Annotated in this window: 22 protein-coding genes; 20 read left to right on the top strand and 2 right to left on the bottom strand. The window is 38.6% G+C overall.

Annotation, left to right across the window (positions count from 1 at the left end; all coding sequences use genetic code 11):
* Positions 1-146 precede the first annotated feature (146 nt).
* The 19 genes from rpsB to mtnN all read left to right on the top strand — a co-directional run bounded on the left by rpsB (position 147) and on the right by mtnN (position 19,066).
* The gene (gene rpsB / locus ACXPAV_RS07215) at positions 147-896 is read left to right on the top strand and encodes a 30S ribosomal protein S2 (protein ID WP_021461167.1); all 750 of its coding nucleotides are present in this window, start codon (positions 147-149) and stop codon (positions 894-896) included.
* Between the two features lie 117 nt (positions 897-1,013).
* The gene (gene tsf, locus ACXPAV_RS07210) at positions 1,014-1,862 is read left to right on the top strand and encodes a translation elongation factor Ts (RefSeq protein WP_021461168.1); all 849 of its coding nucleotides are present in this window, start codon (positions 1,014-1,016) and stop codon (positions 1,860-1,862) included.
* A 125-nt stretch (positions 1,863-1,987) separates the two neighbouring features.
* Positions 1,988-2,716 (top strand): UMP kinase, encoded by a 729-nt coding sequence (gene pyrH, locus ACXPAV_RS07205; RefSeq protein ID WP_021461169.1) that lies wholly within the window; start codon positions 1,988-1,990, stop codon positions 2,714-2,716.
* Between the two features lie 198 nt (positions 2,717-2,914).
* Positions 2,915-3,472 (top strand): ribosome recycling factor, encoded by a 558-nt coding sequence (frr, locus tag ACXPAV_RS07200; RefSeq protein ID WP_021461170.1) that lies wholly within the window; start codon positions 2,915-2,917, stop codon positions 3,470-3,472.
* Between the two features lie 167 nt (positions 3,473-3,639).
* Complete coding sequence (ispC, locus tag ACXPAV_RS07195; protein WP_039136082.1) at positions 3,640-4,827, top strand: 1-deoxy-D-xylulose-5-phosphate reductoisomerase; 1,188 nt, start codon at positions 3,640-3,642, stop codon at positions 4,825-4,827.
* Between the two features lie 56 nt (positions 4,828-4,883).
* On the top strand, positions 4,884-5,609 hold the full coding sequence (uppS, locus tag ACXPAV_RS07190) for a polyprenyl diphosphate synthase (RefSeq protein WP_458003097.1): 726 nt from the start codon (positions 4,884-4,886) through the stop codon (positions 5,607-5,609).
* Positions 5,610-5,618: 9 nt separating this feature from the next.
* Complete coding sequence (locus ACXPAV_RS07185) at positions 5,619-6,485, top strand: CDP-archaeol synthase (RefSeq protein ID WP_039136078.1); 867 nt, start codon at positions 5,619-5,621, stop codon at positions 6,483-6,485.
* Between the two features lie 8 nt (positions 6,486-6,493).
* Complete coding sequence (rseP, locus tag ACXPAV_RS07180) at positions 6,494-7,834, top strand: sigma E protease regulator RseP (protein ID WP_458003096.1); 1,341 nt, start codon at positions 6,494-6,496, stop codon at positions 7,832-7,834.
* A 54-nt stretch (positions 7,835-7,888) separates the two neighbouring features.
* Entirely contained in the window at positions 7,889-10,297 is a 2,409-nt protein-coding gene (bamA, locus tag ACXPAV_RS07175; RefSeq protein ID WP_458003095.1) for an outer membrane protein assembly factor BamA, read from the top strand.
* A gap of 76 nt (positions 10,298-10,373) precedes the next feature.
* A complete protein-coding gene (locus tag ACXPAV_RS07170; protein ID WP_039171594.1) occupies positions 10,374-10,901 on the top strand; it encodes an OmpH/Skp family outer membrane protein in 528 nt (175 codons plus the stop codon).
* A 14-nt stretch (positions 10,902-10,915) separates the two neighbouring features.
* Entirely contained in the window at positions 10,916-11,950 is a 1,035-nt protein-coding gene (lpxD, locus tag ACXPAV_RS07165) for a UDP-3-O-(3-hydroxymyristoyl)glucosamine N-acyltransferase (protein ID WP_458003094.1), read from the top strand.
* A 24-nt stretch (positions 11,951-11,974) separates the two neighbouring features.
* Entirely contained in the window at positions 11,975-12,430 is a 456-nt protein-coding gene (gene fabZ, locus ACXPAV_RS07160) for a 3-hydroxyacyl-ACP dehydratase FabZ (protein WP_013746660.1), read from the top strand.
* A 1-nt stretch (position 12,431) separates the two neighbouring features.
* Positions 12,432-13,220 carry an acyl-ACP--UDP-N-acetylglucosamine O-acyltransferase gene (gene lpxA / locus ACXPAV_RS07155; RefSeq protein WP_065230420.1) on the top strand — a complete coding sequence of 263 codons (789 nt, stop codon included), beginning with the start codon at positions 12,432-12,434 and terminating at the stop codon, positions 13,218-13,220.
* Between the two features lie 235 nt (positions 13,221-13,455).
* Complete coding sequence (gene lpxB / locus ACXPAV_RS07150; RefSeq protein ID WP_065233121.1) at positions 13,456-14,646, top strand: lipid-A-disaccharide synthase; 1,191 nt, start codon at positions 13,456-13,458, stop codon at positions 14,644-14,646.
* Positions 14,643-15,236 (top strand): ribonuclease HII, encoded by a 594-nt coding sequence (rnhB, locus tag ACXPAV_RS07145; protein ID WP_458003093.1) that lies wholly within the window; start codon positions 14,643-14,645, stop codon positions 15,234-15,236. The genes lpxB and rnhB overlap by 4 nt, the downstream gene beginning before the upstream one ends.
* Positions 15,237-15,239: 3 nt before the next feature.
* On the top strand, positions 15,240-15,923 hold the full coding sequence (dsbC, locus tag ACXPAV_RS07140) for a bifunctional protein-disulfide isomerase/oxidoreductase DsbC (RefSeq protein ID WP_039155654.1): 684 nt from the start codon (positions 15,240-15,242) through the stop codon (positions 15,921-15,923).
* 51 nt (positions 15,924-15,974) lie between these two features.
* Positions 15,975-17,705 (top strand): single-stranded-DNA-specific exonuclease RecJ, encoded by a 1,731-nt coding sequence (gene recJ, locus ACXPAV_RS07135; protein ID WP_458003092.1) that lies wholly within the window; start codon positions 15,975-15,977, stop codon positions 17,703-17,705.
* Between the two features lie 3 nt (positions 17,706-17,708).
* A complete protein-coding gene (locus ACXPAV_RS07130; RefSeq protein WP_458003091.1) occupies positions 17,709-18,377 on the top strand; it encodes a thiol:disulfide interchange protein in 669 nt (222 codons plus the stop codon).
* Complete coding sequence (gene mtnN, locus ACXPAV_RS07125) at positions 18,374-19,066, top strand: 5'-methylthioadenosine/S-adenosylhomocysteine nucleosidase (protein ID WP_302508040.1); 693 nt, start codon at positions 18,374-18,376, stop codon at positions 19,064-19,066. The genes ACXPAV_RS07130 and mtnN overlap by 4 nt, the downstream gene beginning before the upstream one ends.
* 158 nt (positions 19,067-19,224) lie before the next feature.
* Here the strand turns inward: mtnN and copM are convergent, their stop codons facing one another.
* Together copM and ACXPAV_RS07115 are read right to left on the bottom strand one after the other, a co-directional pair.
* Positions 19,225-19,566 (bottom strand): CopM family metallochaperone, encoded by a 342-nt coding sequence (gene copM, locus ACXPAV_RS07120; protein WP_013746668.1) that lies wholly within the window; start codon positions 19,564-19,566, stop codon positions 19,225-19,227.
* 79 nt (positions 19,567-19,645) lie between these two features.
* Entirely contained in the window at positions 19,646-20,335 is a 690-nt protein-coding gene (locus ACXPAV_RS07115; RefSeq protein ID WP_458003090.1) for a YggS family pyridoxal phosphate-dependent enzyme, read from the bottom strand.
* A 306-nt stretch (positions 20,336-20,641) separates the two neighbouring features.
* Between ACXPAV_RS07115 and thrA the strand changes: the two genes are divergently transcribed.
* Positions 20,642-23,089, top strand: coding sequence for a bifunctional aspartate kinase/homoserine dehydrogenase I (thrA, locus tag ACXPAV_RS07110; protein ID WP_458003089.1), 2,448 nt, complete (start codon positions 20,642-20,644; stop codon positions 23,087-23,089).
* The last annotated feature ends 14 nt before the right edge of the window (positions 23,090-23,103 follow it).

The following is a 23,103-nucleotide window of genomic DNA, read 5'->3' as shown; positions in this document are numbered from 1 at the left end:
TATAAAACGCACCGCCTTTCTGTCGTAAAAATTTGAAAGGTTTAATTTTAATTCACACACATATCGACACTAGCAATCGGGGTGCCAAACGGTCGGTTGTTTAGGGATATGTGGAGGCTAAACCCCAATTGAATAAGGAAAAAATTATGGCACAAGTTACAATGCGTGAGATGCTACAAGCTGGCGTTCATTTCGGTCACCAAACTCGTTATTGGAATCCAAAAATGAAACCTTTCATTTTTGGACCTCGTAATGGTGTTCATATCATCAACTTAGAGAAAACTTTACCTATGTTTAATGCAGCGTTAGAAGAATTAAAACGTATTGCACAAAATAACGGTAAAATTCTTTTCGTTGGTACAAAACGTGCAGCAACCGATCCGGTGCAAGCAGCAGCATTAGATTGCCAACAATTCTATGTAAACCACCGTTGGTTAGGTGGTATGTTGACTAACTGGAAAACAGTACGTCAATCAATCAAACGCTTAAAAGATTTAGAAACTCAATCTCAAGACGGTACATTTGATAAATTAACCAAAAAAGAAGCGTTAATGCGTACTCGTGAGATGGAAAAATTAGAGTTAAGTCTTGGCGGTATCAAAGATATGGGTGGTTTACCTGATGCATTATTCGTTATCGCAGCAGACCACGAACATATTGCAATTAAAGAAGCAAATAACCTTGGTATTCCTGTATTTGCTATTGTTGATACTAACTCTGATCCGGATGGCGTTGATTACGTGATCCCAGGTAACGATGACGCAGTAAGAGCGATTCAACTTTACTTAACTGCAGCGGCAGAAGCTGTTAAAGAAGGTAAGGCTCAAGCTCAAGGTGCAGTAGCTGAAGAAGCTTTTGAAGAATTAGCTGCAGACGCCGAAGCTAAAGCTGAATAATTGTATCGGGATATAATAAGGTTAAATCCCTTATTAACCGCAGTAAATTAACTGGTTAGCAGGGGACTTTTTTAAGTTCCCTGTTTTATAAGTCGAGTAGACAGAGAGGATTTAAAAATGGCTGAAATTACAGCATCATTAGTAAAAGAATTACGTGAACGTACCGGCGCTGGTATGATGGAGTGTAAAAAAGCACTTGTTGAAGCAAACGGCGATATCGAATTAGCAATCGACAATATGCGTAAATCAGGTCAAGCAAAAGCAGCTAAAAAAGCAGGTCGTGTTGCTGCTGAAGGTGTAATCATCGTTCGTATTAAAGATGGTTATGGTGTTGCTGTTGAAATGAATTGCGAAACAGACTTCGTAGCAAAAGATTCAGGATTCTTGGCATTGGCAAACAAAGTTGCTGATTATGCGTTAGAAAATAAAGTAACAGATATTGATGTATTAAAAGCTCACTTTGAAGATGAACGTACTGCATTAGTGGCGAAGATCGGTGAAAATATGAATATTCGTCGTGTTTCTGCAATCAGTGGCGATGCTGTCGGTTCATACTTGCATGGAGCGAAAATCGGTGTATTGGTTGCAGCAAGCAATGCGGATGAAGAATTAATGAAACATATCGCAATGCACATTGCAGCAAGTCGTCCTGAATATGTAAATCCTTCTGATGTTCCAGCAGATGTTGTTGCTCACGAACGTCAAATTCAGGTTGATATTGCAATGCAATCTGGTAAACCTCGTGAAATTGCAGAAAAAATGGTAGAAGGCCGTATGAAGAAATTTACCGGCGAAGTGTCTTTAACAGGTCAACCATTTGTAATGGATCCATCAAAAACTGTTGGTGAATTATTAAAAGAAAAAGGTGCGACAGTATCTAGCTTCATTCGTTTAGAAGTAGGTGAAGGTATTGAGAAGGTTGAATCTGATTTCGCAGCAGAAGTTGCAGCGATGTCAAAAGCCTAATTAATGAGTGAAAAAAGCGAGGAAACTCGCTTTTTTTATAAATAAATTATTTAGTATTTTTGAAATTATAGTGATATTAAAAAGAATGATAAATAATTTATTTGGAAATAAAAAAGGAAAGCACAATGAGTCAATTAAAACCGATTTATAACCGTATTTTGCTTAAATTAAGTGGCGAAGCTTTGCAAGGAGAAGAGGGTTTTGGTATTGATCCTTCTATTCTTGACCGTATGGCAATGGAGATTAAAGATTTGCTTGAGTTAGGTGTGCAAGTAGCGGTTGTATTAGGTGGGGGGAATTTATTCCGTGGTGCAAAATTGGCTAAAGCGGGTATGAACCGTGTTGTTGGTGACCATATGGGAATGTTGGCGACTGTAATGAATGGTTTAGCGATGCGCGATTCCTTACATCGTGCCGATGTAAATGCAAAATTGATGTCGGCGTTTCCATTAAACGGTGTGTGTGATACTTATAGCTGGGCGCAAGCGATTCGTTTATTAAGACAGGGGCAAGTTGTTATTTTTTCAGCAGGGACAGGAAATCCGTTCTTTACTACTGATTCAGCAGCTTGTCTTCGTGGTATAGAAATTGAAGCAGATGTGGTATTGAAAGCGACCAAAGTAGACGGGGTTTATGATTGTGATCCGGCTACCAATCCGAATGCTAAACTTTATTCTACATTGACTTATCAGGAAGTGTTGGAAAAAGAGTTAAAAGTGATGGATTTGGCAGCCTTTACATTGGCACGTGATCACGGAATGCCGATTCGTGTATTTAATATGAATAAACCAGGCGCATTGCGTCGCGTTATCCTCGGTGAACCGGAAGGTACATTAATTACAGACAAAAAATAGATTTAAAAATCGTTTTGCATTCGTTACAATTCAAGCAATCCTCTAAATTGGCAACCGCTATATGGCGGGAATAGGATTGAAAGAGTAAAAACTGGATTCATATTTGCACAAAATCCATAAGGCAGTAAACCCTTATGGATTATTTTGCAAATAAAATATCAGAAATTGTCATTTCATTCAAAATAAAAGGAACATAGTGTGATTAAAACAATTAAAGATGAAGCGCAACAACGTATGGAAAAAAGTGTTGAAGCGTTAAAAAATCAAATTTCAAAAATTCGTACCGGACGCGCTCATCCAAGTTTATTGGATGGTATTCACGTTGAGTACTATGGTGCAGCAACACCTTTGCGTCAGGTAGCGAATGTAGTGGCTGAAGATGCTCGTACACTTGCTATCACTGTATTTGACCGTAGCCTTATTTCTGCTGTAGAAAAAGCGATTATGGCATCAGATTTGGGATTAAATCCAGCATCTGCAGGTACTATAATTCGTGTTCCACTCCCACCATTAACAGAAGAGCGTCGTCGTGATTTAACTAAAATTGTTCGAGCTGAAGCGGAACAAGGGCGCGTTGCAGTTCGTAATATTCGTCGTGATGCAAATGATAAAATTAAAGCATTATTGAAAGAAAAAGAAATCAGTGAAAATGATGAACGTAAGGCACAGGATGAAATCCAAAAATTAACAGATCTTTATGTGAAGAAAGTTGATGAAGCATTAGCAGAAAAAGAAAAAGAATTAATGGATTTCTAATTGCAATATGAAGTAACTGGTGCGGCTCGTACCAGTTATTTTTTATTAAAATTTTAGCAGATATGGTAAATCGGGATTGGAATTGTTCCTAAACTTGGCTAATAAGATTAATATTACAGCGCTTATCCAATATTGAAATACGTCTATTAACAGATCAATCTAACATTATGAAAAATATCGTTATCTTAGGTTCTACCGGCTCAATCGGGAAAAGTACACTCTCTGTCATTAAACAAAATAAGGATTATCAGGTTTTTGCGTTAGTTGCCAATAGTAATGTTGAGCTGATCACAGAGCAATGTTTAGAATTTGAACCGCTCTTTGTTGCTTTAGCAAACCATGATGCCGCTAAACAGGTAGCGGAAAAATTAAAACGACAAGGTTGTGCGACAGAAGTATTGGCGGGCGAAGAAGCGATTTGTGAATTGGCGGCACACGAAAAAGCAGATATGGTAATGGCGGCAATTGTTGGTGCGGCAGGATTATTACCGACTTTGTCGGCAATTAAAGCAGGCAAACGTATTTTGTTGGCAAACAAAGAATCTTTAGTAACTTGCGGACAGGTTTTTCTCAATGCAGTAAAACAATATGGTGCAACATTATTGCCGGTGGACAGTGAACATAATGCGATATTTCAATCATTACCAGTGGAAGCACAACAAAATATCGGTTTTTGTGAATTACAACGCTTAGGTATTAGTAAAATTGTGCTAACCGGTTCCGGCGGACCATTCAGAACTAAACCGTTGGATGAGTTTGAAACTATTACTCCAGCACAGGCTATTGCGCATCCTAATTGGTCTATGGGAGCAAAAATCTCTGTTGATTCTGCCACAATGATGAATAAAGGGCTGGAATATATTGAGGCTCGTTGGTTATTTAATGCGAGTGCGGAACAGATGGAAATTATTATTCATCCGCAATCAATTATTCATTCAATGGTACGTTATATTGACGGTAGTGTTATTGCACAAATGGGTACTCCAGATATGCGGACACCTATTGCTGAAGCGATGTCTTACCCGAAACGGATTGTTTCCGGGGTAGCACCATTAGATTTTACCAAAATTTCTGAGTTAACTTTTATGGAAGCGGATTTTCAACGTTATCCTAATTTAAAGTTAGCGATTGAAGCATTTGCTGCTGGACAATATGCAACAACAGCAATGAATGCCGCAAATGAGGTAGCGGTTGAGGCATTTCTACAACAAAGACTTAAATTTACTCAAATTGCCGAAATTAATCGATTTGTTGTCGAAAAAATTCCTTCACAAGCAATTAATTCAGTAGATGATGTGTTAGATGTTGATAAAATCGCCAGAGAAGTTGCTAATGATCGTATTTTAAGTTTTTAATCTATAGTTCACGTGGTATATTGTCGCTCGATTTTAATTAGTCTATTTGGTGAAAAATGTCGTTAGATCCGGAAAATATTCCTCAGCACGTTGCTATCATTATGGATGGTAATGGTCGCTGGGCAAAACAAAAAGGTAAATTGCGCGTTTTTGGGCATCGAAATGGTGCGCAAGCAGTTAAACGTGCAGTTTATTATGCGGCACAAACCGGTATCAAATATTTAACACTTTATGCATTCAGCAGTGAAAATTGGCAGAGGCCAGAGAATGAAGTGAATGCACTAATGGATCTTTTTATTAGAATGCTTGATCTGGAAGTGAATAAATTGCATAAGAATAATATTCGATTAAATATTCTTGGCGATATTTCCCGATTCAGTGAAGGATTACAAAAACGAATTCATCATGCGGAACAGCTCACACAAAATAACACCCAATTAACGCTAAATATTGCTGCTAATTATGGCGGCAGATGGGATATTTTACAGGCAGCAAAACATATGTGTTATGAAGTTCAGCGTGGCGTTATTGAGTTGGAAAATGTGGATGAATCTCTGTTTTCAAATTATTTAACAACCGAAAATCAACCGATGGTTGATCTTTTGATCCGTACCAGCGGTGAACAACGCATCAGTAATTTTTTGCTGTGGCAAGCGGCTTATGCTGAATTCTATTTTACAGAAGTTTTATGGCCAGATTTTTCAGAGCAAGAGTTTGAACAAGCATTATATTTTTATCAACAACGGGAGCGCCGGTTCGGAGCCCTTTCAAAAGGATCATAGGAGTCTATTTTGTTAAAAGCTCGAATTTTGTCTGCATTGGTATTAGTTGCCATTGTTTTCATTGTATTATTTGTTTTTCCTCCATTGCTGTTTGCTTGTACTGTAGCATTGTTGGTTACTTTGGCAGTGTGGGAATGGACGCAATTTGCTAATATTAAACAACCGATTGTTCGCCTGATTATTGCTACGATTGCTGCGGCATTTCTTTATTTATTCCTTTATGCTAATAGCGATTATATTTCAGTTGGTAATATTCTGAATAATATGTCTGAATTATTGATTGTTTCTTCATTGGTATGGTGGATTATTGCTTTTTGCTTGGTGTTGAGTTATCCGAAAAGTACAGCATTTTGGGGAAATTCTAGCATTGCCCAACTGTTATTTGCATTTTTTACTTTAGTTCCCTTCTTTTTAAGCTTGATGGCATTACGCTTTTATCATTACAACAGCAATCCGTATCAAGGTATTGTATTGTTACTTTATGTGTTTTTATTGGTTTGGGCAGCGGATACCGGCGCCTATTTTGCCGGTAGGAAATTTGGTAAACATAAGTTAGCACCTAAAGTTTCTCCGGGGAAAACGTGGCAAGGAGCGATTGGTGGTGTATTATTGTCTGCATTGGTAGCTTGTATTTTTCTTAGCATTACACCTTTTTATCAACAAAGCGATCTCTCATTTCTACAATTAATTACAGTATCTATATTAACTGTGTTTGTATCTATTCTTGGCGATTTAAGTGAGAGTATGTTTAAACGCCATTGCGGCATCAAAGATAGTAGTCAATTGATTCCGGGACATGGCGGTATTATGGATCGTATTGACAGTTTAACTGCTGCGTTGCCTGTATTCAGTGCCTTTTTCTTTGTTTTAAATTAAGGATTGCTATGCCATCATTTTTGTGGACAACTTTATCATTTATTGTTGTTATTGCTATTCTCGTGTTTGTACACGAATTTGGGCATTTTTGGGTAGCTAGACGATGTGGGGTAATGGTGCAACGTTTTTCCATAGGCTTTGGAAAGGTAATATGGCGCAAGACGGATAAATATGGTACTGAGTTTGCTATTTCTCTTATTCCTCTCGGTGGCTATGTCAAAATGCTGGATGAGCGCAATGAAACTGTTGCACCGGAATTGCGTCAAAAGGCATTTAATTATCAACCTGTACGTAATCGCCTGCTGATTTATGCCGCTGGACCATTAGCGAATTTTTTATTTGCACTGTTCGCTTTTTGGATCGTATATCTGATTGGCATTCCTACTTTGCGTCCTATTATTGATAATATCCGTCCTGACTCTATTGCAGCACAGGCAAAATTGCCAAAAGATTATCAGATTACAGCTATTGATCAGCAGGCTATTCATAACTGGGAAGATGTTAATCTAGTGTTAGCGGCGAAAATGGGGGAACCTTTCGTAACTATTTCTTTACGGGATACCACATCAGATAATTCTGTGAATAAAGTATTGCACTTGGAAAACTGGCATTTTGATCCAAGTGAACAATCGGCAATGACGGCATTGGGAATTGAGCCGAAAGCAACAAAAATTGAAAATGTGATTGCTAAAATATCAGAAAATTCTCCGGCACAAAAAAGTGACTTGAAAGTTGGTGATCAGATAGTGGCAATTAATGGACAGAAAGTGAATTGGCGACAGTTTGTTGAAGCAATTCAACAATATAAATTACAGCCTTTTGAATTGACAATTCAAAGAAATGGTCAAGCACAAACAGTTAAGATTCAACCTGAATTAAACGAAAAAGGAAAGCCTTATATCGGTGTGATGCCAACAGTACATCAAGTTGATGCAAAATATATTGAAACGCAGCAGTATGATCCGCTTTCCGCATTTTCACATTCGTGGCAAATGGTAGAGCAGTTGTCGTGGGCGACACTAAAAATTATTGGTAAACTTTTTACTGGTGAGGTTGGTCTAAACAGCTTAGGAGGGCCAATTTCGATTGCACAAGGAGCGGGTATATCATCGGAAAATGGTTTTACCTATTTCTTACGTTTTATGGCATTGATCAGTGTAAACTTAGGAATGATGAATTTGTTTCCATTGCCAGTTTTAGATGGTGGTCAAATAGTGTTTTTATTGATAGAAGGTATCACTAAACGACCAGTATCGGAAAAAATACAGAATATTGCATACCGAATTGGGATTGCATTACTATTATGGCTCACGGTTTTTGTATTATTTAATGATATAATGCGTTTATAATACAACCATAAAAAATGAGATTTTACTGTTATTCGAACAACAGGATTAAGCAATATGAAAAAACTTTTATTAACCACTTTATTATTCAGCAGCACAACAACGTTTGCTGCACCGTTTGTAGTAAAAGATATCCGTATTGATGGCGTAGCGGCGGATAATAAGCCTGCCGTTATGGCACAATTGCCGGTTAAAGTAGGGCAAACTATTACAGATCGAGATATTGCGCATGTTGTGCGGACTTTATATTTGAATGGTTCTTTTGCTAATGTACAAGCTTCACAGGAAGGGAATACACTAGTCGTTAACGTAACTCAACGGGCTACGATCAGTAGCCTTGAAATTTCTGGCAATGATTCGATTCCAAAAGACGCATTACAACAAAATTTAGATGCTAATAATATTAAACAAGGTAGTCTATTGAATCGTGAAAAAATGGACGCATTCAGCACGGAACTGGTTAATTATTATCATTCTATTGGTTTTTATAATGCCAAAGTGCATTTTAATGTCGATACCGTCAACGGTAATCAAGCTAATGTGAAGTTAGAGATTGTAGAAGGTGATCGTGCATTGGTGAAACAGATCAAATTTGAAGGAAATAAATCTTTTGATAGTTCTACTTTATTAGAGCAGATGGAAATTCAGCCAGATGTGTCTTGGTGGAATTTCTTTGCTAGCAGTAAGTTAGATCAACAAAAATTCCAAAAAGATTTACAAGCATTAAAAACTTTCTATCTCAATCACGGTTATCCGAAATTCAATATTATCGATGTGAAAACTGATGTTAGCGAAGACAAGAAAGACATCAACATTACCATTGATGTTTCCGAAGGCGATAAATATGAAGTGAGCGGTGTTCGTATTGTCGGTGATACTGCCGGTTTATCAGATGAAATGCAGCCGTTGTTGAAAAAAATCTATGTTGGTGAGTTGTTTAACGGTGATAACGCTAAAGATGTGGAAGATGGTATTAAGAATATTTTAGGTAATCATAGTTATGCCGCAGCACAAGTGAATTTAGTACCGGAATTTGATGAAGCTAATCATAAAGTGAATTTGACTTATGTAGTGGATGCAGGTCGTCGTTATTATGTGCGAAATATCATATTTAAAGGAAATGATGCCAGTGCAGATAAAACATTGCGTCAGGAAATGCGTCAACAGGAAGGTGCATTGTATTCACTTTCTGCAATTCAACAAGGTAAATTACGTTTAGAGCGTACTGGTTTCTTTGAAACGGTTGAAAGCAGCACAGAAATGGTTAATGGCACTAATGATCAAATGGATGTCATCTATAATGTAAAAGAGCGGAATACCGGAAGTATCAACTTCGGTATTGGTTACGGTACTGAAAGCGGTTTAAGTTATAACGCTAGCGTGAAACAGGATAATTTCTTGGGAACAGGGGCATCGGCTAGTTTATCAGGTACAAAAAATGATTATGGTATGAGTATCGCATTAGGTTATAACGAGCCTTATTTTACTAAAGATGGTGTCAGTCTTGGCGGAAGTGTTTTCTACGATAAATATGATAACTCGAAAAATGATGACCAAGCATCCTACTCAAAAACCTCTTATGGTGTAGATGCTACTTTAGGTTTTCCTGTTAATGAAAATAACTCTTACTATCTTGGTTTAAGTTACGCACATAATAAATTAAAAGATATCGATCCTGAATATCATCGTGCGCTTTATCTTGATTCTATCAAAGCGGATTCTTGGGAATTCTCCAATGATGATTTTGATTTTAGTTTAGGTTGGGTTTACAACAGCTTGAATCGTGGTTTCTTTCCGACTCAAGGGGTGAAAGCGACTATCGGTGGTAGAGTGAGTATTCCGGGTTCTGATAACAAATACTATAAACTGAATGCCAATATTATTGGCTATTATCCATTAAATCGAGATAATTCGTGGGTAATTTCCGGACGAGCAGGCATTAACTATGCTAATGGTTTTGGTGGTAAGAAATTACCGTTTTATCAATATTATACTGCTGGTGGCATAGGCTCATTACGTGGATTTTCTTATGGTTCTGTGGGTCCAAATGCATTGTATATCGATACCAATATATGTAAGTCGGTAGTAGGAAACAAAATTAATACAAACTTTAATTGTTATAAAGATGGTATTGATGACGATGTGGTTGGTGGTAATGTAATGGGAACCGCAAGTGTTGAGTTGATTATGCCGACTCCGTTTGTTAGCGATAAGAATCAAACTTCAGTGAGAACTTCATTATTCGTAGATGCGGCAAGTGTTTGGGATACACATTGGGATAAGTCGTTATCAACACAAGGTATTCCAGATTATAGCGATCCAAGCCGAATTAGAGCATCAGCAGGGATTTCGTTTCAATGGCAATCACCGATTGGGCCATTGGTATTCTCTTATGCAAAACCTATTAAAAAATATGATGGTGATGATATTGAACAGTTCCAATTTAGTATTGGTGGTTCATTCTAAATCATTAAAAAGGGAACTTATTAAAGGATAAGTTCTCTAATATACTCAATAATTTAAAAATCGTTAGGAGTTTTTTATGAAAAAATCATTAAAAGTTGCAGGATTAACTTTAGCATTGGCGAGCAGTGCATTATTTGCTTCAGCAGCAAATGCAGAGGAAAATATCGTATTTATTAATTCTGCTTATATTTTCCAACACGCACCGGAACGTGAAGCGGCATTGAAAAAATTGGATGCTGAATTCAAAACACCTGTAGAGGAATTACAGAAGAAAGAAAAAGTAATTATGGATAAAATCCAAAAATTACAGAAAGATGCGAAAAACTTACGTCAAGCAGATATCAAAAAACGTGAAGACGAAATCAACAAATTACGTGTTGACTATGATAAAGAAGCTAGTGAATTACAACAAAAAATCAATGCTCGTCGTGCAGAAGAGGATAATAAAGTTGTTGAGTCTATTCAAAAAGTAATTAATGAAATTGCTAAAGAGAAAAAATACACTTTCGTGATTGATGCAAATGCTGTTGCTTTTGCTACAGATAACAAAAATATTACTAAAGATGTAATGGCTAAACTTGCACCGGCAGCAGATAAAAAATAGGAGCTCGCTGGAATATGCAACAATACCGTCTAATTGATTTGGCGGAAAAAGTCGGCGGTACTCTTAAGGGTAACGCCGATATTTTCGTTGAGAGTATTGCACCGTTGGAACGTGCGACTTCGCAACAATTAACCTTCATTTCTAATCCTAAGCTTCGCCCACTACTTGCACAAAGCCAAGCCGGTGTGTTGTTGGTTAGCGAAGCCGATTTGCCTTATTGCGCTGATGATCAGAATGTGATTGTTGTGAAAGATCCTTATGTAGCTTATGCAATTTTGGCACAATTAATGGATATTACACCGCAACCTTCTGCCGATATTGCAGAAAGCGCAGTGATTTCTACAAGCGCATTATTAGGAAAAAATGTCAGCATTGGAGCGAATGCCGTAATTGAAGATGGAGCTATCATTGGTGATGATGTTTGTATTGGTGCCGGATGTTTTATTGGTAAAAATGCTAAAATTGGTGCAAGAACAAAATTATGGGCAAATGTATCGGTTTATCACAATGTTGAGATCGGTGAAGACTGTTTAATTCAATCCTCAGCAGTTATCGGTAGTGATGGATTCGGTTATGCGAATGAGAAGGGGAAATGGATTAAAATTCCTCAAACTGGTAGCGTGATTATCGGTAATCGTGTTGAAATTGGAGCTTGCACCTGTATTGATCGTGGAGCATTGGATTCTACCGTAATTGAAGATAATGTAATTATTGATAACCTCTGTCAAATTGCACATAACGTCCATATTGGTACAGGAACGGCTATTGCTGGAGGTGTGATTATGGCTGGTAGTTTGCACGTTGGGCGTTATTGCTTGATTGGTGGTGCAAGCGTGATTAACGGTCATATGGAAATTTGTGATGGTGTTACCATTACTGGTATGGGGATGGTGATGCGTCCGATCACCAAACCAGGCGTCTATTCTTCAGGCATTCCGTTACAAACTAATAAGGAGTGGCGTAAGACCGCAGCTTTAACATTGGGCATTAACGATATGAATAAGCGTTTGAAAGCGTTAGAAAAACAAATTAAGAATATCAACAATTAACTCTATTTTTAAGGGGCAACTACAGTGACAACCGAACGAGAACCACGAATAGTCGATATTGATGAAATTATGCAACTTTTGCCACACCGTTACCCATTTTTGTTGGTTGATCGAGTGCTGGATTTTGAAGAAGGAAAATGGATTAAAGCGATCAAAAATGTAAGCGTTAACGAGCCTTGTTTTACCGGTCATTTCCCACAAAAACCAATTTTTCCGGGCGTGTTGATCCTTGAGGCATTAGCACAGGCAGCCGGTGTGTTGGCATTTAAAACCACACAGCTTTCTGAAAATGAGCTTTATTATTTTGCCGCGATTGATAATGCGCGTTTTAAAAAACCGGTATTCCCGGGTGATCAATTGTTACTAACGATTGAGTTTGAACGCGAAAGACGTGGTGTAATGCGTTTTAAAGGTGTAGCGACAATTGATGGGCAATTAGTGTGCGAAGCTGATTTGATGTGTGCCAGACGAGGAGTGTAATATGATCCATCCAAGTGCCAAGATTCATTCGACAGCTATTGTCGAAGAGGGGGCGAAGATCGCCGAAAACGTGGTGATCGGCCCGTTTTGTATTGTAGAGAAAACAGTCGAAATCGGAGCGAATACTATATTAAATTCACACATTGTAGTAAAAGGCAAAACGAAAATTGGTGAAAACAACCATATTTTCCAATTTGCTACTATTGGTGAAATTAATCAGGATTTGAAATATGCTGGTGAACCGACAGAAACGGTTATTGGTAATAATAACCGTATCCGTGAACACGTTACAATCCATCGAGGCACAGTGCAAGGTGGTGGAATCACCAAAATTGGTGATAATAATCTATTTATGGTGAATGCGCATATTGCACACGATTGTCAAATTAAAAATAACTGTATTTTGGCTAATAATGCAACATTAGCAGGACACGTTCAATTAGATGATTTCGTCATCGTAGGCGGAATGTCAGCTATCCATCAATTTGTTATTGTTGGTGCGCATGTAATGTTGGGTGGTGGTTCAATGGTAAGTCAGGATGTGCCACCATATGTGATGGCACAAGGAAATCACGCTCGTCCATTCGGTATCAATATTGAAGGATTGAAACGGCGTGGTTTTGATAAGTCGACACTACACGTTATTCGTAGTGTTTATAAATTGATCTATCGTAGTGATAAAACTTTAGAAGAGATTATGCCGGAAATTGAGCAGATTGCTTCAACTGAGTCCTCAATCAGTTTCTTTATTGATTTCTTTAAACGTTCAACACGTGGCATTATTCGTTAATTGTTGTATTTATATTATTAATTGAATCTAAACCGTACTTTATATACCAATAAAGTGCGGTTTATTTATCAAAACTTGTTAGCAGCTATAACTTCACCATTTACGGTGGCAGAATGTATTTAATTTGGGAGCAGTGTAGCCCTTCCAGATCAAAGAATTTATAGAGAATATTTTATCTGATTTTCTATAAATTAAGAGATTGAAACAGCAAACGTGTTGAATAAGGAGAAAGAGAATGCAGGATCTTCAGCTTAGTGTGAATTATGCACCTACTATTGCGATTGTTGCTGGAGAGGTGTCCGGTGACACATTAGGTGCAGGATTAATTCAAGCCTTAAAAATTCGTTATCCGCAAGCGAAATTTATCGGTATCGGTGGCACTAAAATGCAACAGCAAGGTTTTGAGTCGCTTTTTGATATGGAAGAGTTGAGTGTTATGGGGTTAATGGAAGTAGTGAAACATTTACCTCGTTTGTTAAAAATACGCCACTCACTGATTGAACAATTATTAAACTTAAAACCAGATGTTTTTATCGGGATTGATGCGCCGGATTTTAATATTGATGTTGAATTAAAACTTAAGCAGAACGGCATTAAAACCTTGCATTATGTGAGTCCGTCAGTATGGGCGTGGCGACAAAATAGAATTCATAAAATTGCTAAGGCAGTAAATATGATGTTGGTTTTTATGCCGTTTGAAAAGGCGTTTTATGATAAACATCAAGTGCCTTGCCGTTTTATAGGGCATACTTTGGCGGATGCCTTACCATTGAAACCTGATCGATTAGAAGCTTGCCAGTTTTTACAAATTGATCCGCAGCAACGTTATTTATCGATTTTAGTTGGTAGTCGCCATAATGAAGTTGCTTTTTTGGCGGAAACTTTTATTAAAACCGCTATTTTGCTTAAACAACAATATCCAGATATCAAATTATTAGTACCGTTGGCGAACGAGAAACGTCGTCAACAGTTTGAGCAAATTTTGCAGCAGACTGCACCGGATCTGGAAATGATTTTATTAAATGGACACGCTAAGCAGGCGATGATTGCGGCGGAAGCGACATTATTGGCATCCGGCACGGCAGCATTGGAAGCAATGTTATGTAAATCACCGATGGTAGTTGGCTATAAAATGAAAGGCAGCACTTATTGGTTAGCAAAACGATTAGTGAAAACCAATTATATTTCCTTGCCTAATATTTTAGCGAATAAAATGTTGGTGCCGGAGATGATTCAAGAACAATGTGAGCCGACATTATTGGCAGAAAAATTGACAATCTACTTTTCTGAAAGTGAACAGGATCGCCGCTATTGTGCTGAATTACGGCAAACGTTTACCGATTTGCATCGATCTATCCAACAAGATGCGGATAAATTAGCGGCAGAAGCGGTAAGCGATATTTTAGAAGGAAATATTGAAGTATGACCGATTTTGTCTATCCGAATGCAAAACTGATTGCCGGCGTGGATGAGGTCGGTCGAGGTCCATTAGTCGGTGCAGTGGTAACAGCAGCAGTGATTTTAGATCCAGAAAGACCGATAGCCGGTTTAGCCGATTCTAAAAAATTGTCTGAAAAAAAACGTCAGTTGCTTGCTGAAGAGATAAAAGAAAAGGCGTTAGCGTGGAGTTTGGGTAGAGCAGAAGCAGCAGAGATTGATCGGATTAATATTTTACAAGCAACAATGTTAGCGATGTGCCGTGCAGTACAAGGATTACACATTCAGCCGGATTTTGTCTTGATTGACGGTAACAGAATTCCATCAGCGTTAAAGATAGCAGCACAAGCAGTGGTAAAAGGAGATAGTTTAGTAGCGGAAATCAGTGCGGCATCCATTTTGGCAAAAGTTGCACGAGATCAGGAAATGTTATTATTGCATCAAAAATATCCGCAATACGGCTTTGATCGTCACAAAGGTTATCCGACCAAATTGCATTTGGAATCGATTGAAAAATATGGCATTTTGGCTGAACATCGACAAAGTTTTGCACCAGTAAAAAAATATATAAAAGGATAAATTATGAAAAAACAGCTATTAGCATTATTGGCACTTTCTATGGTGACCACAGTTTTCGCCGATAACGCGAAAATTATTGCGCAATTAAAGAAATTGGGCGTTGAAAAAGTGGAAGTTCAAGATTCGCCATTAAATGGCTTGAAAGCGGCAGTTACCGATCAAGGCATTTTATATGTTTCTGAAGATGGCAAATATGTATTGCAAGGCAATTTGTATCAATTAACGGATGACGGTGCAATTAATCTTTCCAATAAATTATTGGCAGCACAAGTAGAAAATTTAAAAAATGAGATGATTGTTTATCCGGCAAAAAAAGAAAAATATGTGGTTACGGTATTTATGGATATTACCTGCCATTATTGCCATATTCTGCACGAACAGTTGAAACAATATAATGATTTGGGTATTACCGTACGTTATTTAGCTTTTCCAAGAGGCGGATTATCCAGCCAAGCGGCACAACAAATGGAAAGTATTTGGACGGATAAAGATCCGGCATATGCGTTGAATGAAGCTGAAAAAGGTCATTTGCCGACCAAAATGAAAACGCCGAATATCGTCAGCAAACATTACCAATTAGGTTTACAATATGGCGTGCGTGGCACACCGAGTATCATTTTGCCTAGCGGTGAATTGTTGGGAGGTTACGTGCCGCCGCAAGAGTTGTTAAAAATCTTACAAGAGTAATACTTGAAGGCTTAAAAGCAGAATTGTAGTAGATAGAGCAGTAAAAATAGTATGAACGATCAGGCTGTAAAAATTATTCAACGGAGAGAAGTTGCAAACGGAGTTCAAGTGAACGCTGATCCGTTATTGGATCGCATTTATCGCAGTCGAGGCATAGCATCTGAAGCGGAATTGAATTATGCCTTGAAATATATGTTGCCGCCCTCTTTATTGACGCATTTGGAGCAAGCAACGGCGTTATTGATTGAAGCCTATCATCAACAAAAGCGGGTTGTGATTGTCGGTGATTTTGATGCGGATGGCGCAACCAGTATTGCGGTTGCGGTATTCGCTTTACGTCAGTTAGGTTTTCAGTCAGTTGATTTCTTAGTGCCGGATCGTTTTGAACAAGGTTATGGCTTGAGTGTTTCTGTGGCGCAAGATGCGTTGGACAAACAGGCGCAGTTGGTGATTACTGTTGATAACGGCGTTTCCTCACTAGAGGGAGTTGATTATTTAAAACAGCATCAGGTACAAGTGATTGTGACCGATCACCATTTGCCGGGAGAAAAATTGCCAAATGCCGATGTTATTGTTAATCCTAATTTAGCGCATTGCGGTTTCCCATCCAAATATCTCGCCGGCGTGGGCGTAACTTTCTATTTAATGGTGGCATTACGCGCTGCCTTTCGCCAACAAGGACTTTTTGCCGATAAAAAAGAGCCTAACTTTGCGGAATTATTGGATTTTGTCGCATTGGGAACGGTGGCTGATGTGGTGCCGTTGGATCACAATAACCGTATTCTTGTTTCTCAAGGCTTGGCAAGAATACGCGCTCAACATTGCCATTGTGGAATTCGTGCTTTAATTGAAGTCGCTAATCTTGATATTACACAAATAGTTTCTAGTCATTTAGGTTTTTCTATTGCTCCCCGATTAAATGCTGCCGGTAGAATTGATAATATGTCGATTGGCGTGGAGTTACTTTTATCAGAAACAATGGAACAGGCGCGAGCGTTAGCGCTGGAATTGGATACACTTAATAAAACGCGCAAAGAGATAGAAATTGGGATGAAACAGGAAGCATTGCATTATTTGCGTGAGTTAAAACCGATCTATCAGGAAGATACTTTTGCTATTGCGCTTTATCGTCCGGATTGGCATCAAGGCGTATTAGGCATTTTAGCGGCAAGAATGAAAGATCAATTTCATCGTCCGACAGCGATTTTTACACAGGAAGATGAGGGCATTTTGCGTGGTTCTGCGCGTTCAATAGAAGGTTTGCATATTCGTGATCTGCTTGATCATATCCATTGTCAACATCCTGAAATCATTATTAAATTCGGCGGTCACGCAATGGCAGCCGGTTTGAGTATTCACCAGAGATATTTCCCGGAATTTCAACGATTGTTCAACCAGTATGCAAAAGCTTGGTTGAATGAAAAATCATTACAAGGTGTTATTTATACTGATGGTGAATTAGGCGCTCAACAAATGAATGTAACAACGGCGGAAATGTTGCAATTTGCCGGTCCGTGGGGGCAACATTTTCCAGAGCCTCAATTTGATGGAGAATTTCGCATCTTACAGCAACGACTTGTAGGGGAAAAACATCTAAAAATGTTGCTGGAACCGATACAGGGAGGAGGATTGTTTGATGCAATTCAGTTTAATGTCGATACTAGACGGTTCCCTGATTTATCGATTAAAACAGCACGGATGGTCTATCATCTTTCAATCAATGAGTATAGATGTAATAGACAAGTGCAACTATTAGTCAATTATATAGAGGTATTGGAATAAATAATGAACAGTATTAAGTTGGCAATGCAAATTTTTTATTTTTTGCTTTTTGCGTTATCGGCGACGGTGAGTTACGCAGAACAGTTGCCGATTTTTAAAGATGGTAAGGACTATTTTTCCTATAAGCAACCGATACAAGAAGAACCGGCAGCAGACAATAAGATCAAAATTAAATTTTTCTTTTCCTATGAGTGTCGTATTTGTTTAATGGCGGCGGATAATTTGAGTTTATATAAACGCATGAATCCGGATAAAGTTGATATTGAATGGATTCCGGCGGCGACACCGGGAGGTTATTTTTCGGCAGCGGTTTATTACTCTCTAGAGAGTATGGGACATCCGGATCTTGCCGATCTATTTATTTTTGATACGGCGGAACAGAAGTTTAATCGAAATAGCCGTAATCGAGGCAAATTCTTACAAGAGTGGCTGACACGCAAGCAGATTAATATTGAAACCTTTTTGGATGTGTTTAATTCGGAATTGGTTGCCGCTAAAGTGAATCAATCCATTAACTCGACCTTAAAATATGGTGTATTTACCTTGCCGTTTGTTTCGGTCAGTGGGCGTTATGTTTTAACCGGCAGTACGCTCTATAATGACGATTACACAATGGCGGTTTTGGATTCATTAATAGCAAAAATTGTACAAGAACAACGAGGAAAAAAATGAAAATAGGTATTGTTGGTGCGATGGCACAAGAAGTCGAAATCTTACAGAATTTAATGAAAAATAAACGCATTAATAAATTAGCGACTTGTACAATTTATGAGGGCGAAATCGGTCGTCATCAGGTGGCATTATTGCAATCAGGAATTGGCAAAACCGCAGCAGCAATGGGAACAACAGCATTGATTTTAACTTGCCAACCGGATTGTATTATTAATACCGGCTCGGCAGGAGGTTTAAATTCACAATTAAATATCGGCGATATTATTATTTCTGATAAAGTGTGCTATCACGATTCTGATGTTACCGCTTTTGGTTATGCGAAAGGGCAGTTACCGGCGTGTCCGGAAAAATTTACGGCAGATAAAAAATTGATTGAAACGGTGAAAACAGTGGTAACCGAGCAGGCGCAAAATGCGGTTATCGGTTTGGTTTGTTCTGGCGATCAATTTATCAACGGAGCAGAAATGATTGCTCAAATTCGTCAGAATTTTCCTGAGGTGGCGGCTGTGGAAATGGAGGCGGCGGCAATAGCACACACGTGTTATGCTTTTAATGTGCCGTTTGTCGTTATTCGTGCTATTTCCGATGTGGCGGATAAAGAGTCACATCTCTCTTTTGATGAGTTTTTACCGATTGCGGTAAAACAGTCTTCTAAGATTGTGTTGGCAGTGTTGGAAAAGTTGGTGTAAATCACTAAAAGTAAAACAGAACAAAAAAAGAATCCAGATCCAAAAAGTTAGTTTTCTAACTGATTAAGATGTGGATTCTTTTAGGCATAGTAGACAAAAGTGTTGGTAATAATTACAAAAATAATTAAAATCAACACTTTTTTATTATTGTGAGTTCCTTATTTCTCGCCGTGTTTTTCCAACCACTTTTGCATAAATTCGATTTCTGCTTGTTGGGCTTTAATAATATTTTCAGCGAGTTGTCTTAGTTCCGGATCTTTACCATATTTTAATTCGACTTCCGCCATCGCTACCGCACCTTGATGGTGGGGTAACATTCCGGCGGCAAAAGCAACATCCGGATCTTGGTGGGAAATGCCTTTCATCATTGAATCGTGCATTGCGCCCATAGATTGCATATAAGCTTCGTTTGCTGCTGACATCTGCTGGGAATGCATCATTCCGGCAGAGGCAGAAGAGGCAAATACGAAAATGGCAGCTGCTGACAGTAGTTTTTTCATTGTTACTCCTTTGCTTAAGTTAATAAAAAATCAAAACGTTGGTCAGCATAAGCCTTTCCCTAAGGGGAATCAAAATACCTTAAATTGAGTAATTTCGTTTACCAAAAATGGCAGTACCAATGCGTACCATCGTAGAACCACAAGCAATTGCCGTTTGCATATCGTCCGTCATTCCCATTGATAAGGTGTCAATTTTTTGTTGAGGGAAACGTTGTTGCAGCTGTTGTAACAGCACTTTCATCTGATTAAAAACGGCAGTTTGTTGGTTAATATCTTCTGTCGGTGCCGGAATTGCCATTAGTCCACGCAATTGCAATTTTGGTAAGTTAATGATTTGCTGTGCCAGTTCTTCCATTTGTTGAGGAGTGATGCCGGATTTTGAATTTTCATCACTGATATTAATTTGGATCAACACTTGCAACGGTTGGAGGTGATCAGGGCGTTGTTGGCTTAGACGTTCGGCAATTTTTACGCGATCAATTGTCTGCACCCAATCGAAATGCTCCGCCACGCTCCGTGTTTTATTGGATTGTAACGGACCGATCAGATGCCAAGTAATGTCGTTAAGATTTTGTTGTTGTGCCAGCTGAATTTTTTCCACACCTTCCTGTACATAATTTTCACCGAATTGACGTTGTCCGGCGTGATAGGCGGTGAGAATGTCGGCGAAAGGTTTAGTTTTGCTGACAGCCAAAAGTGTTACCTTTTGAGTGGGATGACAATCCGCAATCTGTTGGCGAATATGTGCTAAATTTTGTGCAATCTCCATTTTGATCTCCTAAATGTCTAAAACTGTTTTTATTATAGAAAAAATTTCAATTATTCTCATAAATTTATTTGACAAGTGGAATGAATTTAGGTACTTATTATCACTATTGAAATTCAAAATGAGCTATAAAGATTTCCATGACAATGACTGTTATTACGATGACCCGCATTATGATGACCATTATTATTAGTGGGGCGGGTTAGCACTCAAAAAACAGGATTGTTAAACCCGCATCTTAAAAAAGTGCGGGTTTTTTTATGAGCAGTTTTTAGATAATTTTCAAAATACAATAAAGAGGACAACATTATGCGAGTATTAAAATTTGGTGGAACATCATTAGCTAATCCGGAACGTTTTTCTCAAGCGGGTGAGCTTATTCTGCAAGCACATTTAAAAGATCAGGCAGCTGCCGTGCTCTCTGCGCCGGCAAAAATCACTAACTATTTGGTGGCACTGGTGGATAAGACAAATAAAGGCGAGGATAAACAACAGGATGTCAAAGAAGCCAAGCAGATTTTTGAGAATATCTTGAGTGGCTTGAAACAAAAAAATGTGAAATTTGATGATGAAAAATTAAGACAAGTTGTCCAGCAGGAATTTGACCAAATCGAATCTGCCCTTTCTCAATTCTCTCCTCAATCTCAATGTCCGGATAATATTAATGCTTCTATCATTTCTCGTGGTGAAAAACTGTCAATTGCGATGATGGCAGCTTGGTTTGAAGCGCAAGGTTACCAAGTACACGTTATTGATCCGGTAAAACAACTGTTAGCACAAGGGGAATATCTGGAGTCTTCTGTGGATATTGAGGAATCCACTAAACGCATTAATGCACCGTCAATTCCGAAACAGAGTGTGGTACTAATGGCAGGATTTACTGCCGGTAATGATAAAGGCGAATTAATGGTGTTAGGTCGCAACGGTTCGGATTATTCCGCAGCGGTTTTAGCCGCTTGTCTACACGCAGATTGTTGTGAAATCTGGACTGATGTGGATGGTGTTTACACTTGTGATCCGCGTTTAGTGCCAGATGCGAGATTGTTGGAAACAATGTCTTATCAGGAGGCGATGGAGCTTTCCTATTTTGGTGCGAAAGTTATTCATCCACGTACCATTGCACCGATTGCTCAATTTAATATTCCTTGTTTGATTAAAAATACCGGTAATCCAAGTGCAGCAGGCACATTGATTGATGGCAATGTGCATTCTGAAACCTTGCAGGTGAAAGGTATTACCAATTTGAATGACGTGGTAATGTTTAATGTTTCTGGACCGGGAATGCAAGGAATGGTTGGTATGGCGGCACGTGTTTTTGACACAATGTCAAGAGCTGGTATTTCAGTGATTTTAATTACTCAGTCTTCATCAGAATATAGTATTAGTTTTTGTGTACCACAAAAATCTGCTGCTAAAGCGAAGAGTGCTTTAAAACGTGCTTTTGCTAATGAATTGTCTTCTGGTGCTTTAGATGAAATTGAAATTTTGGATAATTTGGCAATTATTTCTGTTGTTGGAGATGGAATGCGTAAAAGTCGTGGTATAGCCGCAAAATTCTTTACTGCATTAGCACAGGCGAATGTCAACATCGTTGCGATTGCTCAAGGGTCGTCTGAGCGTTCTATTTCAACTGTAGTGCCACAATCAAAAGCAATAGAAGGAGTAAAAGCAACACATCGTGCGTTGTTTAATAGTCAACAATCATTGCGTATTTTTTTGGTCGGAACAGGTGGGGTAGGCGGTGAATTATTGGATCAAATCGCTCATCAGCAACAGTTTTTAGCGGAAAAAAATATTGCCATTCGTGTTTGCGGCATAGCCAATTCAAAACGTCTTTTATTGAATGTTGATGGTTTGGATTTAACGGATTGGCGTGAAAAATTGGCAAATTCAAATGAACATTTCTCTTTACACCGTTTTATTGATGCGGTGGAAGATCAGCACGTTCTGAATCCGATTTTTGTAGACTGCACCTCCAATCAAGAGATTGCCGACAGCTATTTAACTTTCTTGAATTCCGGTTTCCACGTAGTTACGCCTAACAAAAAAGCGAATACCTCAAGTTTGGCGTATTATCACAAATTGCGTGATGCAGCCTTGGTTAATCAGCGTCTTTTCCTTTATGACACCAATGTCGGTGCCGGTTTGCCGGTGATTGAAAATTTGCAAAACTTATTAGCGGCAGGTGATGAAGTTGAACTGTTTGATGGTATTTTATCCGGTTCGCTTTCCTTTATTTTCGGTGAATTGGAGCAAGGAAAATCATTATCTGAAGTAACACGTTTAGCGAAAGAAAAAGGGTTTACTGAACCAGATCCTCGTGATGATCTTTCCGGACAGGATGTAGCGCGTAAATTATTGATTTTAGCGCGTGAAACCGGCTTGGAATTGGAGCTCAAAGATATTGAAGTGGAAGGGGTGTTGCCGAAAGGCTTTGCTGAAGGTAAATCAACCGCTGAATTTATGACAATGTTGCCTGAATTGGATGAAGAGTTTGCAAAACGAGTGCAAGCGGCACAGGCAACAGGCAAAGTGTTGCGTTATGTCGGTGAAATCAATCACGGTAAGTGTAAAGTGGCGATCAAAGCGGTAGATGCGGAAGATCCACTCTATAAAGTGAAAAATGGTGAAAATGCATTAGCATTTTATACTCGTTATTATTCACCAATTCCTTTATTATTACGGGGCTATGGCGCAGGAAATAATGTGACTGCCGCTGGAATTTTTGCAGATATTTTGCGGACTTTACGCCGTTAATAAAGAGGATTAAT

It is taken from the genome of Gallibacterium sp. ZY190522 (genome assembly GCF_054166015.1).
Note: the sequence above shows the minus strand (reverse complement) of the source record. Positions and strands in the feature narration are given on the sequence as shown.

What these genes read in the sequence shown, in the direction of transcription:
- uppS (WP_458003097.1), top strand. Translation starts at nt 4,884, where the DNA reads ATGTCGTTAGATCCGGAAAATATTCCTCAGCACGTTGCTATCATTATG.
- ACXPAV_RS07115 (WP_458003090.1), bottom strand. Translation starts at nt 20,335, where the DNA reads ATGGAGATTGCACAAAATTTAGCACATATTCGCCAACAGATTGCGGAT.
- pyrH (WP_021461169.1), top strand. Translation starts at nt 1,988, where the DNA reads ATGAGTCAATTAAAACCGATTTATAACCGTATTTTGCTTAAATTAAGT.
- lpxB (WP_065233121.1), top strand. Translation starts at nt 13,456, where the DNA reads ATGCAGGATCTTCAGCTTAGTGTGAATTATGCACCTACTATTGCGATT.
- dsbC (WP_039155654.1), top strand. Translation starts at nt 15,240, where the DNA reads ATGAAAAAACAGCTATTAGCATTATTGGCACTTTCTATGGTGACCACA.
- ACXPAV_RS07170 (WP_039171594.1), top strand. Translation starts at nt 10,374, where the DNA reads ATGAAAAAATCATTAAAAGTTGCAGGATTAACTTTAGCATTGGCGAGC.
- rnhB (WP_458003093.1), top strand. Translation starts at nt 14,643, where the DNA reads ATGACCGATTTTGTCTATCCGAATGCAAAACTGATTGCCGGCGTGGAT.
- recJ (WP_458003092.1), top strand. Translation starts at nt 15,975, where the DNA reads ATGAACGATCAGGCTGTAAAAATTATTCAACGGAGAGAAGTTGCAAAC.
- ispC (WP_039136082.1), top strand. Translation starts at nt 3,640, where the DNA reads ATGAAAAATATCGTTATCTTAGGTTCTACCGGCTCAATCGGGAAAAGT.
- ACXPAV_RS07130 (WP_458003091.1), top strand. Translation starts at nt 17,709, where the DNA reads ATGAACAGTATTAAGTTGGCAATGCAAATTTTTTATTTTTTGCTTTTT.
- copM (WP_013746668.1), bottom strand. Translation starts at nt 19,566, where the DNA reads ATGAAAAAACTACTGTCAGCAGCTGCCATTTTCGTATTTGCCTCTTCT.
- rpsB (WP_021461167.1), top strand. Translation starts at nt 147, where the DNA reads ATGGCACAAGTTACAATGCGTGAGATGCTACAAGCTGGCGTTCATTTC.
- lpxD (WP_458003094.1), top strand. Translation starts at nt 10,916, where the DNA reads ATGCAACAATACCGTCTAATTGATTTGGCGGAAAAAGTCGGCGGTACT.
- mtnN (WP_302508040.1), top strand. Translation starts at nt 18,374, where the DNA reads ATGAAAATAGGTATTGTTGGTGCGATGGCACAAGAAGTCGAAATCTTA.
- lpxA (WP_065230420.1), top strand. Translation starts at nt 12,432, where the DNA reads ATGATCCATCCAAGTGCCAAGATTCATTCGACAGCTATTGTCGAAGAG.
- rseP (WP_458003096.1), top strand. Translation starts at nt 6,494, where the DNA reads ATGCCATCATTTTTGTGGACAACTTTATCATTTATTGTTGTTATTGCT.
- bamA (WP_458003095.1), top strand. Translation starts at nt 7,889, where the DNA reads ATGAAAAAACTTTTATTAACCACTTTATTATTCAGCAGCACAACAACG.
- tsf (WP_021461168.1), top strand. Translation starts at nt 1,014, where the DNA reads ATGGCTGAAATTACAGCATCATTAGTAAAAGAATTACGTGAACGTACC.
- thrA (WP_458003089.1), top strand. Translation starts at nt 20,642, where the DNA reads ATGCGAGTATTAAAATTTGGTGGAACATCATTAGCTAATCCGGAACGT.